The sequence below is a fragment of the Acinetobacter sp. KB005 genome (assembly GCF_049949095.1).
Taxonomy (GTDB): domain Bacteria; phylum Pseudomonadota; class Gammaproteobacteria; order Pseudomonadales; family Moraxellaceae; genus Acinetobacter; species Acinetobacter calcoaceticus.
Window position 1 is genome coordinate 2,541,306 of record NZ_CP188191.1, and the last position, 17,620, is coordinate 2,558,925.

At 37.1% G+C, this 17,620-nt stretch carries 17 protein-coding genes; 3 read left to right on the forward strand and 14 right to left on the reverse strand.

Going from position 1 to position 17,620, the window contains the following annotated elements; all coding sequences use genetic code 11:
* Positions 1-20: 20 nt before the first annotated feature.
* A complete protein-coding gene (locus tag ACPF64_RS12220) occupies positions 21-428 on the reverse strand; it encodes an OsmC family protein (protein WP_045432773.1) in 408 nt (135 codons plus the stop codon).
* 218 nt (positions 429-646) lie between these two features.
* Here ACPF64_RS12220 and ACPF64_RS12225 point away from each other — a divergent pair, with 218 nt between their 5' ends.
* Positions 647-1,228 carry a YceI family protein gene (locus ACPF64_RS12225; protein ID WP_005041161.1) on the forward strand — a complete coding sequence of 194 codons (582 nt, stop codon included), beginning with the start codon at positions 647-649 and terminating at the stop codon, positions 1,226-1,228.
* 43 nt (positions 1,229-1,271) lie between these two features.
* Here ACPF64_RS12225 and ACPF64_RS12230 read toward each other — a convergent pair whose 3' ends face one another.
* Positions 1,272-1,862, reverse strand: coding sequence for a lecithin retinol acyltransferase family protein (locus ACPF64_RS12230; RefSeq protein ID WP_004642591.1), 591 nt, complete (start codon positions 1,860-1,862; stop codon positions 1,272-1,274).
* Between the two features lie 194 nt (positions 1,863-2,056).
* On the opposite strand from ACPF64_RS12230, the gene ACPF64_RS12235 reads away from it, so the two are divergent.
* On the forward strand, positions 2,057-2,803 hold the full coding sequence (locus ACPF64_RS12235; protein WP_426453537.1) for a phosphodiester glycosidase family protein: 747 nt from the start codon (positions 2,057-2,059) through the stop codon (positions 2,801-2,803).
* 35 nt (positions 2,804-2,838) lie between these two features.
* On the opposite strand, the gene ACPF64_RS12240 is transcribed toward ACPF64_RS12235, so the two are convergent.
* The 4 genes from ACPF64_RS12240 to putA form a co-directional block, all read right to left on the reverse strand.
* Positions 2,839-3,069, reverse strand: a complete 231-nt coding sequence (locus tag ACPF64_RS12240) for a hypothetical protein (protein ID WP_003651412.1) — start codon at positions 3,067-3,069, stop codon at positions 2,839-2,841.
* Between the two features lie 249 nt (positions 3,070-3,318).
* Positions 3,319-4,404, reverse strand: a complete 1,086-nt coding sequence (gene trmA / locus ACPF64_RS12245; protein WP_426453539.1) for a tRNA (uridine(54)-C5)-methyltransferase TrmA — start codon at positions 4,402-4,404, stop codon at positions 3,319-3,321.
* 106 nt (positions 4,405-4,510) lie between these two features.
* Positions 4,511-4,984 carry a GrpB family protein gene (locus tag ACPF64_RS12250; protein WP_426453541.1) on the reverse strand — a complete coding sequence of 158 codons (474 nt, stop codon included), beginning with the start codon at positions 4,982-4,984 and terminating at the stop codon, positions 4,511-4,513.
* 106 nt (positions 4,985-5,090) lie between these two features.
* The gene (gene putA, locus ACPF64_RS12255; RefSeq protein WP_426453543.1) at positions 5,091-8,843 is read right to left on the reverse strand and encodes a trifunctional transcriptional regulator/proline dehydrogenase/L-glutamate gamma-semialdehyde dehydrogenase; all 3,753 of its coding nucleotides are present in this window, start codon (positions 8,841-8,843) and stop codon (positions 5,091-5,093) included.
* Between the two features lie 125 nt (positions 8,844-8,968).
* On the opposite strand from putA, the gene ACPF64_RS12260 reads away from it, so the two are divergent.
* A complete protein-coding gene (locus ACPF64_RS12260) occupies positions 8,969-9,457 on the forward strand; it encodes an Lrp/AsnC ligand binding domain-containing protein (protein ID WP_426453546.1) in 489 nt (162 codons plus the stop codon).
* Between the two features lie 33 nt (positions 9,458-9,490).
* Here the strand turns inward: ACPF64_RS12260 and putP are convergent, their stop codons facing one another.
* The 8 genes from putP to ACPF64_RS12300 form a co-directional block, all read right to left on the reverse strand.
* Positions 9,491-10,981, reverse strand: coding sequence for a sodium/proline symporter PutP (gene putP / locus ACPF64_RS12265; protein ID WP_151744073.1), 1,491 nt, complete (start codon positions 10,979-10,981; stop codon positions 9,491-9,493).
* A 409-nt stretch (positions 10,982-11,390) separates the two neighbouring features.
* Positions 11,391-12,098: an SIR2 family NAD-dependent protein deacylase gene (locus ACPF64_RS12270; protein ID WP_426453548.1), complete on the reverse strand. Its 708-nt coding sequence runs from the start codon at positions 12,096-12,098 to the stop codon at positions 11,391-11,393.
* 99 nt (positions 12,099-12,197) lie between these two features.
* The gene (gcvH, locus tag ACPF64_RS12275) at positions 12,198-12,572 is read right to left on the reverse strand and encodes a glycine cleavage system protein GcvH (protein WP_003651425.1); all 375 of its coding nucleotides are present in this window, start codon (positions 12,570-12,572) and stop codon (positions 12,198-12,200) included.
* 37 nt (positions 12,573-12,609) lie between these two features.
* Positions 12,610-13,635, reverse strand: coding sequence for an AraC family transcriptional regulator (locus ACPF64_RS12280; RefSeq protein ID WP_056479584.1), 1,026 nt, complete (start codon positions 13,633-13,635; stop codon positions 12,610-12,612).
* 107 nt (positions 13,636-13,742) lie between these two features.
* Positions 13,743-14,183 (reverse strand): MaoC family dehydratase, encoded by a 441-nt coding sequence (locus ACPF64_RS12285; protein ID WP_426453551.1) that lies wholly within the window; start codon positions 14,181-14,183, stop codon positions 13,743-13,745.
* Entirely contained in the window at positions 14,183-16,030 is a 1,848-nt protein-coding gene (locus ACPF64_RS12290) for an ABC transporter ATP-binding protein (RefSeq protein WP_005041140.1), read from the reverse strand. The genes ACPF64_RS12285 and ACPF64_RS12290 overlap by 1 nt, the downstream gene beginning before the upstream one ends.
* Before the next feature lie 367 nt (positions 16,031-16,397).
* On the reverse strand, positions 16,398-16,934 hold the full coding sequence (locus ACPF64_RS12295) for a DUF2058 domain-containing protein (RefSeq protein WP_003651432.1): 537 nt from the start codon (positions 16,932-16,934) through the stop codon (positions 16,398-16,400).
* 3 nt (positions 16,935-16,937) lie between these two features.
* Positions 16,938-17,618 (reverse strand): YoaK family protein, encoded by a 681-nt coding sequence (locus ACPF64_RS12300; protein WP_426453554.1) that lies wholly within the window; start codon positions 17,616-17,618, stop codon positions 16,938-16,940.
* Between the last annotated feature and the right edge of the window lie 2 nt (positions 17,619-17,620).

Consider the following 17,620-nt stretch of genomic DNA (forward strand, 5'->3'; position numbering starts at 1 on the left):
GCTTTTTTATATTTGAAAGGTTAAATGCTAAGTTCGGTTTGAATATTAATTTGAGAAGTGAGTAATTTATGAATAGGGCAGTTCTCGGCAACTTTTAATAAACGCTTGTGTTGGTCTTCACTGAATTCACCTTTGAGCGTGATTTTGCGTTCAATATTATTTTGGCCTTTCTCTGGTTCACCATTTGGGTTTAATACTAAATCAACTTGAACATGATCAAGCTTAATACCTTTAAGATTCGCATACATCTCTAATGTGATGGTGGTACAAGCGCCTAAAGCAGACAGTAAGATTTGAACTGGGTTTGGAGCAGTATCTAGACCACCTTTGTCTGTAGGCTCATCAGCAAACCATTGGTGACCCGAAGGATCGGTCAGAGTTACTCGATATGGAGTGGAAGTACTTTGTGCTTGAGCAGTATTAGCCATGTTTTACCTTGTTATTGATCAATAAAGTCGAAGTAAAAACGAATTAATTTGAGAGTTCGGAAACGGTATGACAACACCGATATCTTATAATATTGTTTTTAAATAATAACTGTAACGCTTTTATTGTTGCATGGATGAAACATATCGTTTTATAAAGAATAGTGAATTAAATTACTTGATGTATACACTAACGACTATATCAATAAAGGATACGAAAAATGCATCTTAAAACACTAAGCTTTGGTTTGGCAGTAGCATTGGCTAGTTCAGTTACTTTAGCTGCGCCAGTGGACTACAAAATTGATCCTACACATACAGCTACTGTTTTCTCGTGGAATCACTTTGGTTTCTCTACTCCAAGCGCTAATTTCTCGGATATCCAAGGTGTAATTAAAGTTGATAATGCTAAACCAGCAAACTCATCTGTAAATGTGACTATTCCTTTAAGCAGTGTAAATACAAACGTTCCTGCTTTGGATAAAGAGTTCCAAGAAGAAGCTTGGTTTAATGCTGCTAAATATCCAAACATTACGTTTAAAAGTACTAAAGTTGAAACTAAAGACAAAAAGCACTTTAAAATTACTGGTGACTTAACTGTTAAAGGTGTAACTAAGCCTGTGGTACTTGATGCTGTTTTAAACAAGCAAGGCGAACACCCAATGGCTAAAGTTCCAGCGATTGGTTTTAATGCTACAACTTCATTCAAACGCTCTGACTTTGGTCTAGGAAACTATGTGCCTAATGTTGGTGATAAAATCACTGTAAACATTACGACTGAAGCAAAAGTTGATAAAAAATAAGTTTTAAGTTTTCTAAAAGCCCTCATATTTGAGGGCTTTTTTATTAAATTGGTTCTTTTTTATCTGGATCTATAAACACTAAGGGGACTGAAGGATCAATATTCCTTTTTTCAGATTTTTCTCTAAGAAATTGATAAGTAGGGACCTTCATTTTTGCCTGATCACGCAATTTCTTTTTAATATAAAGAACAAGAGCAAAACATGTTGTTGCAACAGTGAGCATCATCCCATTCATATAACTCATAATTGAACTTACATAACCAATGGTCGTTAATCGATGCATCATACGTTCAACTTGGGTGCTACTTTCGATTCCGGTAATTGCCCAACTACATAAATGTTCACAGTTATTAATAATTAGATGGTAGTGGTTTTCATGCATACGTGAACGCATTCGGCGCACGACAGCTCTTCCTTTATAGCGTGGCGTGTCATAAGAGCGAACATGTATTTTTTTACCATGCGAGAATGCATCTATTGAGGTAATTTCAATGGGGCGTTTTTTGATGAAATGCGCTAAGCCTGAATAATGGATGACTCGACCTCTCCCTGCGTATATACCATGATGGCTATAGCCGAGATGCCTTACGATGAGATGAGCCCCCAAAGGGTAGCGCTTATTCGGTTGTTGCATGCTTACGCTGATCCAATAAAGTGTAAAAGGCTTTTATTGAAAAGCTGCTCATCATTATAACCAATATCAGCAATGTGGAGTGTATTGATTACGTCGAATGGATGAGTTTGGTACATATCCAATTATAATTGTGTTTATTGTATCTAATTTAAAGATTTAATATGAAGAAAAAATGTCATGTCTGGTGGTATTAAATGAAATGGTTGATGTGGTGCTTAACTATATATGGGCTTTTGATTCAGTCTGTCTATGCGATAGAACACCAGCAAGTTAAAACAGCGGAAGGCGACCAATATGATGTGGTTTCAATTAGCAATTTAAAACAGTTACGGTTGTTTCTTAAGAATTCTAATAATCAGCAGTATTACAAAAGCTTTAACAATGTTCAGGAACATTTAAAGCAATGTGAGCGACTTTCTTTCGCAATGAATGCAGGGATGTTCCATCCGGGATTTTCTCCAGTAGGGCTGTATGTTGAACAAGCTAAGGTGATTCAGCCACTAAATAAAAGTAAAGGATTGGGAAATTTCTTTTTGCAGCCTAATGGGGTGTTAAGTTGGAATAAAAAGCAGGCCTTCATTTTAACAACGCAGCAATACAGTCGCCGAGATTTCAACGTTGATTATGCGACACAATCTGGCCCAATGTTAGTGATTGATGGAAAGATAAATTCCCTTTTTTTATCGGACTCTCAATCAAATAAAATTCGTAATGGAGTCGGTATTAGAAATAATAAACTCTACTTTGTAATATCGAAGAATAGCGTGAGTTTTTACAAGTTTGCTCAGTTTTTTCAAAGAAATCTTATGGTAGAGCAGGCTTTATATCTGGATGGTTCTATTTCTAGTTTATATGTTCAAAAAGACAAGCGTAATGATCAACAATTTGAAATGGGACCAATTGTTGGTTGGGTAGATCAGACAGAGTGTAGATTAAAGTGAAATATAAAAAAGCCAGTACAAGACTGGCTTTTTAATTAATGGATAGAGGGTTTTTGAGTGAGTTCATTCAACTCTTTTCGGCTATAACCACGGGAAATAAGAACTTTCTTTATTCCCTTAATGACATCTTCATCTGTTGCGAGTGCAAGAGCACTTAGAAGTTGTTCATTTGTTTTACATGAGCAGTCATTTTCAACACAAGCAGTTTGGTTTTTATGCTCGTTATGCTGTTGATCTGCTAAGAACAGCTTTTGCCAAAAACTCATAGAGCCTTCATATACAATCTAACATAGCTCGAAATATAGCCAATTTAAAATAAAATACAAGTCTCTATAAGTGATAAATCCACCAATTGAACTCGAGAATTTTCGATAGGAATGCGTGAGTTAAACGAAATTATGACGGATAGATGACTTGATATTTTTTGAAAATCTAAATAGTTAAATAAAAAAACATTAAAAAATAAGGAGGTATATAACCCCCTTTGATTTTAAATTTACAATGAAAGATTTTGTTTAAATCTTCTCAAGTAATACACCCGATTCCACATGATGGGTATATGGGAACTGATCGAATAATGCAAACTTGGTAATACGATGAGTTAAACCTAATATTTTTAGGTTCTCATACAGTGTATCTGGGTTACATGAAATGTAGATAATCCGTTCAAAACCTTGTAAAAGTTTTAAAGTTTCATCATCAATCCCTGCGCGTGGGGGATCAACAAATACGGTATCAAAGTCATAACTTTGGATATCAATATTCGCTTCTTGTAAGCGGCGGAATTCGCGTTCACCCTGATAGGCTTGAGTAAATTCTTCAGCTGAAAGACGGGCTACTTGAATATTATCAATCTGGTTTTGCTCGATATTCCATTGAGCAGCATAAACGGAAGATTTCGCGAGTTCTGTTGCTAGAACACGTTCAAACTTTAAAGAAAGAGGAAGAGTAAAGTTACCATTACCACAATAAAGTTCTAATAAGTGTTTTTTCGATCCTTCAGCTGCATCACACGCCCATTGCAGCATTTTTTTGCAAACTTGTGCGTTAGGCTGAGTAAAGCTACTTTCGATTTGTTTGTATTTAAATGAACGATTTAAGAGTTCAAATTCTTCTACGACAAAATCATCGCCAATAATAATTTTTTGACCACGACTACGACCCATAATCTTAATGTCTAACTTCTCAGCAAGCGCTTTAGCTGCTTGTTCCCATTCTTGATCAAGTTTACGGTGATAGATTAATGTAACTAACATTTCCCCGCTGAGTGTTGCAAGAAAATCAGCTTCAAATAAACGGCTAGAAAGCTTAGGTTGTGCTTTGAGCTCTTCCAAAAGTTTTGGCATTAAATCATTAATGCTTTGGTCTGCAATGGGGAATTCATCAATGCGTAAAACGGTTTTTTGTTTGTCATCATCGTTACGTTCAAACATGGCATAGAACATGTCATTTTCTGTATGCCAGATACGAAACTCAGCACGCATACGGAAATGTTGTTCAGGTGACTCAAACACTTCTAATGTAGGTGGAGTAAATTCAGAAAATTGGGCAGTAATGCGGTCAATTTTAGTTTGAAGTTGTTGATGATAAGAAGAGGTCATAGACAAAGAAAATTTAGACAGAATCAAATAGTGAATGGTATCAAAAAAAACGGGGTTACAGGAGCCAATTTTAGCTAGATATCAATAAGGATGACTGTCGTTAAAATTATGGATGTTTCAAAATGCGAGTAATAAATTCTGATTTTATTGCTCTATATTGATCATGATCTAGATGACTACACTGTAATTTTAATTGATTATATTCATCGACCAGTGCTGGAGAGGCGATAAGCTTATTTCTAAATGTTAAGAAAAATGTGAACTTTGAACCTGTGACTACAATTTGAAAAGCAACATCATCGTTATTGAGTGACTCAAGCATACAAAGTTCATGTGTTCTCAGCGTGTTTTGTTTTTCTATAAAGTTTAGCCTTTTTAATTGTTCGATTGCGAATTCGAACTGATCAGGCTTAACTTCAATATAAATATCTAAATCACCCTTTGAAATTGCATTCGGTATTGAAGATGAACCAATATGCTCAATTTTGGCAAATGGTAGTAATGTGGAAATATCTTTGTGATATAAATTAAAAAGCTGAGCGCATTTTTGTTGATATTGGTCTGGTTCTAAAAAGATCATTATTAGAATCTCGAATTGATAAAATTTATATATTTAAGAAAAGATTACTTCATTATATAAAAAAGCCCAAATACTAAGATTTGGGCTTTTTTTAGAAACTTACGTATTAATCAGCCATTGTCATTAAGCTTGCGTTACCACCAGCCGCAGCTGTATTCACACTAATTGCACGTTCAATTACTAAACGTTCAAGTGGAATAGTCTCATTTGGCTCAACATGGGTAATACCTACAATTGCACCGGAACGAGTAGCAACTTCTTGCTGTAATGAGAAGATTTCTTCACGATTACCATGATGTAAAACTGCATCAAAATCATCTGATGCGATATTTTTGACTGTAGTAATTGCAGCAAGCACATCTTTCGGCAAGGTTTGTTTATATTTTGCCAATAATGGACTATTTGGCATTACCGCAGCTTGGCTACCAACTGCAAAAATTGCGAGCAATTGATGCAATTGATTTTGCTCTGTGTCAGCGATTGAAAGAACACGGTGACGCGGCAGAATAATATATTGGTTACTTTCTCCGGTAGGCCCTTGTAACTCATAGAATTTACCAACGCCAAACGGTTCAATTTCGTGATTTTCTTGCGGTAAATGCTGTTTCGCCCAATTTTGTAAGCTCTGATAAACCTCTCGGTTAAAGCCTTCAAAAGCAGTTTGTTCATTTTTCATGGCAAATGGTGTTGCCAATACTTTATTTGAACAATGTTGCATTAAGCGGTACATGTAAAGCGGACCACCAGCTTTTGGACCTGTACCAGATAAACCTTCACCACCAAATGGTTGAACACCAACAACAGCACCAACAATATTTCGGTTGATATAAAGGTTACCAACTTCAGCATGTTGAATCACTGTTTGGATCGTTTGATCAATACGGGTGTGTAAACCCATTGTTAAACCATAACCTTTGGCATTAATTCGCGAGATGAGTTGCTCAAGCTCGCCATACTTATAGGTAATGATGTGTAAAACTGGACCAAAGACTTCACGTTGTAAATCATCAAGGTTAGGTAACTCAATTGCTGTTGGTACAACAAAAGTTCCTTTATCTAATTCATTCTGGCTCGTTGCGCCAAACATTAGCTGATGTACTGGATAGCCTTTAGACTTCATTTTTTGGATGTGCTGATCAATCGTCTGTTTTGCTTCAACATCAATAACAGGACCAATGTCAGTTTTTAAAATGGCAGGGTTACCTACGCTCAACTGTTGCATTGCACCTTTAAGCATTTTAATAACGGTTGCAGCACTATCTTCTTGTACACATAAAATACGTAAAGCAGAACAACGTTGACCAGCGCTATCAAAAGCTGAACTTACAACATCAAGTACGACTTGTTCAGTTAAAGCTGATGAGTCCACAATCATTGCATTTTGACCACCAGTTTCTGCAATGAGTGGAATTGACTGGCCATTTTCAGATAAACGTTTTGCAACTGTCTTCTGTAAAATTTTTGCGACTTCAGTTGAACCTGTAAACATAATGCCATCGATACGATTATCTTGGCTAAGCTGAGCACCAACTGTTTCACCACGACCTGGCAATAACTGCACAGCGCCATGAGGAATACCAGCTTCCCATAAAATTTGCACTGCTTGAGCTGCAATTAATGGAGTCTGTTCGGCTGGTTTAGCAATAACACAGTTACCGCTGACTAATGCAGCCGCGATTTGGCCTGAGAAAATCGCAAGAGGGAAGTTCCATGGGCTAATACAAAGTACAGTACCTAAAGGCTGAATGATTGTATTAGCTGGAAGGTTCTCAACTTGAGTTGCGTAGTAACGTAAGAAATCTACAGCTTCACGAACTTCAGCAATCGCATTGGCATAGGTTTTACCACTTTCACGGCAAAGCAATACCATTAACTCTTCAATACGGCTTTCCATCAGGTCAGCTGCACGTTTTAAGTATTGAGCACGTTGATCTTTAGGAGTATTAGCCCATTCAGACTGAGTTTGTTCAGCTGCATTAAGTGCAACTTCTACATGCTTTAGATCAGCTTCTTGTACATGCCCAACAATTTCATCATTTTGTGCTGGGTTTGTAATTGCAACAGAATTACCTTGTTCTAAAGAACCGTTATCTGCCAATAACGGATGGCTTTGCCAGATACGGTTACGCAGTTGTTGAGCTGTGTTGTCTAAAGCTTCAAGTGGAGCATCATTAGCTAAATCATATCCTTTAGAGTTTTTACGGAGCGAGCCATACATGTCTAAAGGTAACGGAATAGATGGGTGTTTTAAGCCAACTGAACCTTCAAGTTTAGCTGCATTGCGAATATCGTAAATTGGAGACTGAATCAGATCTTCAACTTTAAGTGTTTTATCGGCAATACGGTTAACAAATGAAGTATTTGCACCATTTTCAAGTAAACGGCGAACTAAGTAAGCCAACAAAGTTTCATGGTTACCAACTGGAGCATAAATACGGCATGGTACGCCTAATTTATTTTGCTCACGTGGGCCAACAACTTGTTCATAAAGTGGCTCACCCATACCATGTAAACATTGGAACTCGTACTGACCAGCATAATATTTGCTTGGATCAGCTAAATGATAGATCGTTGCTAACGTTTGAGCATTATGAGTTGCAAATTGCGGATAGATGAACTCTGGTGCTGCAAGTAATTTTTTAGCACAAGCGATATAAGATAAATCCGTATGCACCTTACGAGTGAAGACAGGATAGTCATCCATACCTTCGATTTGTGCTTTCTTGATCTCGCTATCCCAATACGCACCTTTCACAAGACGGATCATGAGGCGCTTTTGGCTGCGTTTAGCAAGATCAATAATATAATCAACCACGAAGAAACAGCGTTTTTGGTACGCTTGAATAACGAAACCAATACCTTTCCAGTTTGCAAGTTCTGGTTCGAAACAAAGGCGTTCAAGTAACTCAAGAGAAATTTCTAAACGTTCTGATTCTTCTGCATCGATATTTAAACCAATATTGTACTTTTTAGCTAAAAGAGCGAGTTCAAATACTTTGCCGTATAGTTCTTGATGAACACGCTCAATTTGCGCGCGTTGATAGCGGGGGTGTAAGGCAGAAAGCTTAATTGAGATACCTGGGCCCTCATAAACGCCTTTACCGTTAGACGCTTTGCCAATTGCATGGATAGCTTGTGTATAATCGTTGAAATAGCGTTCAGCATCATGTTCGGTTAAAGCAGCTTCACCTAGCATGTCGTATGAATAGCGGAAACCTTTGTCTTCAAGCACTTTTGCATGGTCTACAGCTTCTTCAATGGTTTCACCAGTAACAAACTGTTCACCCATCATACGCATTGCAACATCGACTGCTTTACGAATAATGCCACGGCCACTACGTGCTAAAAGGCCAGTAAGTACACTTGAAAGACTAGTTTGCTTTGGTGTTTCCATCAGCTTACCAGTCAGCATAAGGCCCCATGCAGCAGCATTTACAAACATTAAGCTGCTTTGGCCAACGTGTTCTTTCCAGTTGCCTTGATTGATTTTATCTCGAATAAGTAAATCACGTGTTGCTGAGTCTGGAATACGAAGCAAAGCTTCAGCAAGACACATTAAAGCCACGCCTTCTTGTGAAGAAAGGGAGAATTCTTGTAGCAACCCTTGAACAATACCTGCTTTACCCGAAGAGGTTTTACGTTCACGTAAGTTATGTGCAAGATTAAAAGCAAGGTCATAAATTTTATGATCTAAATCATCAGATACCGCGGCAGCTTGTAATAGCTCTTCTACAGCTTCTGGTTCAGCACGACGCCAAGCTGTATTAATGCGTTGTTCAAACTCACTTTTATCGTTGAATTCGGTGATATAGCCTTGGTGAGATTTATCCATTTGATGAAAAGTATCCATTGTATTCATATCTGTTTCCGCCAACTAGCTCTCGTACTATTTATCTTGAGTAGAGAGGTTTAGATAATTTATCATTACAGAAGAAACACCGAATAACTCACTATATTTATCCCATTTTTTAGAGGAAAATTCAGATGAATGGCACATTATTAAGCCTTGATCGCACTGATTTAAAAATTTTGGATATTCTTCAAACAGATGGGCGTATTTCGAACAGTAAATTAGCCGAACTTGTGAATTTATCTCCAACTGCTGTCATGGCACGAGTCCAAAAGCTGACAAAAGATGAATTCATCTTGGGATATGAGGCTAAGTTAAACCCTGTTAAGTTAAATGCTAATTTTTTGGTGTTTGTTGAAGTATTACTGGATAAAACGACACCTAATGTTTTAGATGAGTTTATTGATGCTGTGGTGCATTATCCGGAAATTGTTGAGTGCCATATGGTCAGTGGGGGCTTCGATTTTTTAATTAAATTACGAAGTGCCAGTATGGAAGAGTTTAGACGTATTGCAGGGCAAGTGTTATGGCAGTTGCCTGGGGTAAAAGAAACCCGTAGTTACCCAGTGATGCAAGTCGTGAAGGATACTTCAAAAATTAAAATCAAAACTAAAAATAAATAAAGGGGCCGAAGCCCCTTAGTTTATTTAGATGGATTATACGCTTTCTTTGTAGAGTTTATCTGCTTGTTCAAAGCGTCCAGTTACTGTCGTATTTGGTGCTTTAGTTAAAAGACTCACAACAACGATGCTGATAAATGCAAGGATAAAGCCAGGAATAATTTCGTAAACACCAGTGTCTGCGAAAAGATTTTTCCAGCCAATAACCACAACTGCACCAACGATCATACCCGCTAAAGCACCTTGTAAATTCATACGTTTCCAGAACAATGACAAGATGATAAGCGGACCAAATGCTGCACCGAAGCCAGCCCATGCATAAGCAACAAGACCAAGAACTTTACTATCTGGGTTACCTGCAAGAATAATTGCAAGAACAGCAATGACAAGAACCATTACACGGCCAACCCATACAAGTTCTTTTTGAGATGCATTTTTACGAAGGAAACCTTTGTATAAATCTTCAGTTAAAGCACTTGAACATACCAAAAGTTGACAGCTTAACGTGCTCATAACAGCAGCTAAAATTGCAGCCAAAATGATACCTACGATCCATGGATTGAATAAAATTTTAGTCAATTCCATAAATACAGTTTCAGGGTTTTTGCTCACAACTGCCGCTAATTCAGGGTGTTGCTCAAAATAAGCAATACCGAAGAAACCAGCACCTACAGCACCCATTAAGCATAAAATCATCCATGTCATACCGATACGACGAGCAGCAGGAATAGATTTTACTGAATCAGCCGCCATGAAACGTACAAGGATGTGTGGTTGACCAAAGTAACCAAGACCCCATGCCATGGAGGATAAAACTGCTACCACACCAAAATCTGAGATGAGATTAAATGCATGCGGACGTGCAGTTTCAATGAGAGTAACAAAATGAGTTGTGTCCCCGATCGCAAGGTAAGTCACGATTGGCGTTAATATCAGGGCAAAAATCATCAATCCAGCTTGGAATGTATCAGTCCAGCTAATTGCTAAGAATCCACCGATACAAACATAACTGATGGTTGCAATAGCACTAAGCCAAATTGCAGTGTTGTATGACATACCGAATAAATTTTCAAATAAACGGGCGCCCGCCACCATGCCTGAAGCACAGTAAATAGCGAAGAAAACCAAGATGATAACGGCAGAGAAAATACGGAGTACTTTTTTCTGGTCGTCAAAACGGCTTGTAAAATAATCTGGCAAAGTTAATGCATTGTTTTGAATTTCAGTATGAACGCGTAATCGACCAGCAACCAGTAGCCAGTTAAGCCAAGCACCGATAATAAGACCAATTGCAATCCACGCTTCAGATAGACCAGAAAGATAAATTGCTCCTGGTAAGCCCATGAGTAGCCAGCCACTCATGTCTGATGCGCCTGCGGATAACGCAGTAACGAAACTGCCTAAACTACGACCACCAAGAATATAATCTGAGAAGTCGCTTGTAGCACGGTAGGCAAATAAGCCAATAAGTACCATTGCTACGATGTACACCATAAACATGATGAGGGTGGGATCAAAATAACTCATGATGGATGTGTGTCCTTATATCCATAATCCGTGATTGTAACCTAATCCAGGTCGCTGTTTTCTTGTACGGCATTCAAGAGGTTGAGATTCAACCACAAAAGAATTTTTTTGCTCTGTTATTTTTATATTGTATTTTTGTATCTTTGTGTAAATCGGTGTAATTTAAATTACAATCTAAAAAATATATTATTAATCATTCACTTATAATTTTTTAATATTTTGTTTTTTTGAATTTTCTTGAGAAAAATAAATTTTATAAAAAAATAACTCTATATTTAGTTACAAAGTGAGTGGAGGGAAAAATTTTATTGCGCGAAATTAGAACAAAGTTGGAAAATTTGACAAAATTTTGTCCAAAAAATAATAATTTTTATTCAAATTAAATTGATTTAGTACTTAAAAATAGGAGTCAATTGGTTAAATTCTTAAAAAGTTCATGCATTCCTTGAGTAGCTGACATCTTTAACAATTCGTATTGTTGAGGAACACGTCCATGATCTGCTTTGGGATCTATATAGTATGCTTTACATTGAGCTGCAATTTCATGCACTAAACCTGCAACAGGATATACGCTTAATGTCGACCCGATTACAATAAAAATGTCTGCACTTTGCACGACTTTAATTGCTTCTTCATAAGCAGGTACAGCTTCACCAAACCAAACAACATGTGGACGAAGAGGATATCCATCTGGGCAAAGGTCGTGTTCTAAATCTAATTTCCAACCGTTAATGTCATAAAACTGAGTTGTGAATTGTGCCTTTGGCCCCGAGCTTTTTGCTAACCGAATGTTTCCATGCAAATGTAAAACGTTGGAACTTCCTGCGCGTTCATGCAAATCATCAATATTTTGAGTAATAACTTGTACTTCAAAATAGTCTTGTAGCTTGGAAATATATTGATGAGCTTGATTAGGTTGAGATTCTAAAATATTTTTGCGTCTTTCATTATAAAAGCGTTGAACTAAAGCAGGGTTCTTTTGCCATGCTTCAGGTGTGGCAACTTGCTGAATGTCATAATTTTCCCATAGACCATTACTGTCACGAAAAGTGCTAATTCCACTTTCGGCACTCATACCCGCGCCAGAGAATACAACAAGTTTTGTCATATAGGTCACCGAATCAGATAACTGATTTTAAATTAACTGCATAAACAAAGAAAAAAACCAGTCTAAATCTAAACTGGTTTTTATTAAATCTTGAAAACTATACCTATCTTATAGGCCAGCTTCATATTCTGCATTTGTTAAAAGTTTTTCAACATCTGCAATATTGTCTGGTTTGATTTTATAAATCCAGCCTTTGCCGTATGGATCATCATTTACAAAATCAGGATCATCTTCAAGGTCAGTATTTACTTCTACTACAGTGCCTGAAACAGGAGCATGGATGTCTGAAGCAGTTTTCACTGATTCAACAACTCCAGCTTGTTCGCCAGCTGTAACTTGACTACCAACTTCAGGAGTTTCGACATACACCAAATCGCCAAGCTCATCTTGTGCATGGTCAGTAATCCCTGTAATAACAAGATCACCTTCAATTTTTACCCACTCATGTGTACGTGCATACTTCAGTTCCGAAGGGTGATTCATGGTAACTCCTTAAGCTTGTGTCCAATAGTTTTAAACATTATAAGTATGGGTCTTTACGCCAGTTGCTTGGGCTGCGGCCACTCCAGCGTTTAAAAGCACGGCTAAAATTTGCAACGTCCGAATAGCCAAGTTCATCTGCAATCTGTTCAAGACTATAATCTGTACGCGAAAGCAAAGATGTTGCATGTCGATAGCGTACTTCATCAACTAATGTAGAAAAGGAAGTTCCTTCTGCTGCCAATTGACGTTTAAGTGTGCGGTCCGACATATGTAAGCATTCTGCTACATTTTCTATGCTTAAGTAATGCTGTTCAGAATTACTTAAAATATCACGAACACGCATTGCTAAACGTCGGCGCTCACCCAAAGCGGAAAGTTCAGCTTCACATTGGTTAATGGCAACTTGACTTGCAATAGGGTCGGCGTTGACTAATTTAAGTCCTAAATACTTTTTATCAAAACTTGAAATTAAATGTGGTTGGTTAAAGCGAATTGTGCTGCTTAGTTTATTTTTATATTTGTCAAAACCTTCTGGCTCTGGAAAATCTAAGTCTACATCTCCAGCTAAATCGTCAATGCCAGTCATAGCTTTCGCCATGCTCATGATACCAATGGTTAAACCTAAAACGATTTCTGTACGTAAAGGCTCAAGTTCAATATCACACTGTAATTGTAAGGTCGCCTTGGGTCCAAAAGTTGAGAAATATAATTGTAAAAAGGGCAGGCGTAGCTGAATAAAGCGTGCTGCGAGTGCAATTGCTTCTGTAATATCTTTGGCTGTCATAATTGCATAGCCAATGAAACCATGAATTGAAATACGCATTTGAGTACCAAGATGGTAACCCAAAGTCGTTTCACCAGTTAGTTTAAGAGCGTGTTTAACCAGTTCATTTGCTACTGGTGTAGAAATACGATAGTCAGGGTCAGCCAGTTGCTCGCTTGTAAGATGAAATGGAGCAAATAATGTTTCATCGTTGTATCCCCAACGTGAAACGACATCTAATAGCAATAAGCCATAGACACCCGGAATACCCTGATCTTGACGAGCTGAGGTAATTTTCATATGCGTTCCATTGCTCTCATCAATTTTTCACATGCATTTCTTACACATCTTGTCATGAAATATAATCTGAGTTTATAAAAACTGTTAGACAATCATATTAACCATTTTTAAACATTCTTTTTAAAGACAACAATTTTTGTTGTTGAAATAAGTAAGACATCCCCATGTTGATTTAAGGCTTGTGTAACGTAACTTACAATACCACGATCTAATTTTGTTTTGGATGGGGTGATAGCTGAAATTTCAGTTTCAACATGAATTCTATCACCCGGTCGAGTGGGGCGTGGCCACCGCAAACTAGATTCTGAACCTATCAAGCCTCCATGAATAGGCATGCATTCTGTCCATAAACGCATAGTGATGGCAGAAGTGTGCCAACCACTGGCAGCAATCCCTTGAAAAATAGGATCATGCTTAGCTTGCTCTTCATCTAAGTGAAATGTTTGAGGGTCATAGGAATTTGCAAATTTTTTGATTTCATCTAAGGTGATTTCATATTCACGACTAATAAAACGATCACCAATTTTCAAATCTTCTAAATAAAGCATTAATCTTGACCCTGTAAAACTTTTTGTTCAATTAGGAAGCCGCCTGTTTGACGTTTCCATAATTGTGCATATATTCCATTTTGCGCAATTAACTCTTCATGTGTTCCTTGCTCAGCGATTTGGCCTTCGTCAAGAACAATTAAACGATCCATTTGTGCAATAGTAGATAATCGGTGTGCAATTGCAATAACAGTTTTATCAACCATAAGGTCATTTAAACTTGACTGGATAGCTGCTTCAACTTCTGAATCTAAAGCACTAGTGGCTTCATCTAAAATGAGAATAGGGGCATCTTTTAAAAATACACGTGCAATAGCAATACGCTGTCTTTGACCGCCAGAAAGTTTTACACCACGTTCACCTACTTGGGCGTCATATCCATTACGACCCTTTAGATCTACCAATTGAGGTATAAATTCGGCGGCTTTTGCTTTCTTTACAGCATTTTTCATATCGGCATCAGATGCATCTGGACGTCCATACTTAATATTTTCAGCGACTGAGCGATGTAATAAAGACGTATCTTGTGTTACTAAAGCAATATTCGCTCTTAGACTATCTTGAGTCACATCTTCAATATTTTGCCCATCAATTAAAATTGCACCTTGCTTAAGATGATAAAAATGTAAAAGCAACTGAATAAGCGTAGATTTGCCTGCTCCAGAACGTCCAACAATTCCTATCTTTTCACCAGCTTTAATTTTTAAGTTGAAGTGATTAATCACATTTTTATTGTTATAAGCAAAGCTAACATCTTTAAATACAATCTCGCCTTGGCTTACTTCAAGTGTTTTTGCATCAGGTTTGTCTTGAATATTAATTTTTTTACCTAATGTTTGCATACCATCTTGAATGGTTCCAACATTTTCAAATAATGCGGACATATGCCACATCATAAACTCAGCCATACTATTAAGTTTTAAAATCATGGCAGTAGTCGCTGCAATTACACCTAATGCTGCTAAACCTTGAGTCCATAGCCAAACTGAGGTGCCAATAACCCCAATAAATAAGACGGCTGATAGCATGTTGATACTTATTTCAAAAAGAGTGCCTAAACGCATCTGAGCATAGACTGTTGTCATAAACTCTTTCATTGATGCTTTTGCATATTGGCTCTCACGTCCAGCATGTGCAAACAATTTAACAGTTTGAATGTTGGTATAAGCGTCGGTAACACGGCCAGTCATAATTGATCTAGCATCGGCTTGCTGCTGAGATACTTTACTTAAACGTGGAATAAAGAACCAAGCACTTAATAAGAATAAGGTTAACCAAACTAAAAGTGGTATTAGCAAAATTGTTGAAATTGAGCCCAGAACAATACTAACGGTAATAAAGTAAATAGCGACATAAGCCAACATATCGCCCAAAATAATCCAGAATTCACGAATGGCTAGAGCCGTTTGCATAACTTTTGCAGAAAGTCGACCAGCAAAGTCGTTATGAAAAAAATCTAAGCTTTGTTTCAATAAAAGATTATGAAAACGCCAGCGCAAACGCATTGGAAAAGTACTATATAAAATCTGATGTTTTACAATAGATTGAATATTTACAAAAAAGATATTGGTAAATAAAACACCAATTAAAAGTAGTAAATCAGTCGTGTGCTGACTTAAAAAACTTTCAGGGCGACTACTACTTAACCAATCTACGAGTTGTCCAATCTTTGAAAAAAGTAAGGCTTCAAAGCTTGCCGCACCTGCTGTAAAAAGAATAAGTAAGAATAAGTATGGGCGTAAGCCTTCCGTTGCTTGCCAGACAAATGGAAAAAAACGAGTCGGTAAAGGTTCATCCAGACCTTTTGTTGGGTAGGGATCTACAAGTTTTTCAAACCACTTCAGCATGAATTACTACCTTTAAGACAAAAGCCACTTAATTAAGTCTTTGCAATTAAATTTACAAAAAAGTCAGTTAGATCAATATCACTTCGGTTTTCGATCTTTTGAATATGCACAAATACACATGAACTGATTATGTTGTACGTCATTCATTCGTACATGACGTAAATTTGGATGCCTGAAGAAATCTTCAAGAATGTCGCGAAGACTTAAAAAATTATGATTTATTATATCGGGATTAGTAGATAAAGTGGTGAAGGAATTTATTCTTTAAGTATTTTTTCTTACTATTTTGAACAATTGTTAAATTAACACTTTTTAAAGCCATTTGAAAAAGGCCTTTATATTTGCATTATAAAGGCCCTTGTATGTCTTACCACATTAAATCATCAGGAATAACATAAGCTGCATATGGATCTTCTTCATCTGTAGTCTGTTCATTCGACTCAGCATTGTTCAATAAAATAAAACCTTTCATCTTCTGATCAATTTTTTCAGCTAATGCTTTAGGTAAGTAAGCATATTGATTTTGATCTTTAGCAATGACTAGACTGCCTGAAACAAGGGCATTATATACTTGCTGAGAAATATATACTTTCTTGATCTTACTCTCATCAATAAATTGATAAACACTATCACCATCAGTATTTGAAATTTTATGATGTTTAATCATTTGAATGATTGATGCTTTGAGGGCTTTTTCCTCAAGTTGTTGTTGTTTTTCTAAGTTTAAAGCCTGATCTTTAGCTAACTTTTCTTGTTGAGCTTTTTCAATATTCGCTTTGATTTCGGCCTCATTACTTTGGCCGATACGTTGTTCGTGATGAGCTTGTTTTGTTAATTTTTTTGCTTTTTTATTATCCACTAACCCAGCTTTTAGTAGCTGGGCTTGTAAGGCATTTTTAACCATGACTTAATCCTTATGTGAAGTTGAAGGGCTATAGAAGTAAACTAGCCAGTAAGAAATACTTAAGACTAAGCTTAAAGTTGCTGGCAATAAAAATGCTTGTAACTTTAATTGCGGATGTACCAGCGCGGCGAGAATTCCACCCAGCAGAAAACCTGCAAAAATTAGTAAGTGTAAAACTATACGCCGGTTTTCTACCTGTAAGCCTCTAGCTTTATATCCAAGTGCTAAACCAATATCTGTTAAAACGCCAGATAGATGGGTAGTTCGAATAATGGTTCCTTTATAATGGCTCACCATTGCATTTTGTAGGCCCATCGCTGTACAAGCCCATAATAATCCATAGCGTGGAAAATAAGGAAGTAATAGCCAACAAAGAAAAATGAATAAAGCAACAAGACTCAAAGGTAAGCCATAGCGTCGACCTAGACGAAAATGGCTGCTGCCTAAAATAAAACCACTATAAAATGAACCGCAAACATAACAAATGATCACCAGAAGCAAGAAAATGATATGTTCTGGTTGCCACTCTACCAAACTCATAGCTAGCATACTAACGTTGCCAGTCATATGTGAAATAGATTGATGCAAAAGGGTAATTAGCCCTAATACATTAATCATTCCAGCATTGAATGCCAGTAAAAAGGCCCCAAGTTGGAACCAGTTTGGTAGACGCTGAAATGGCATTT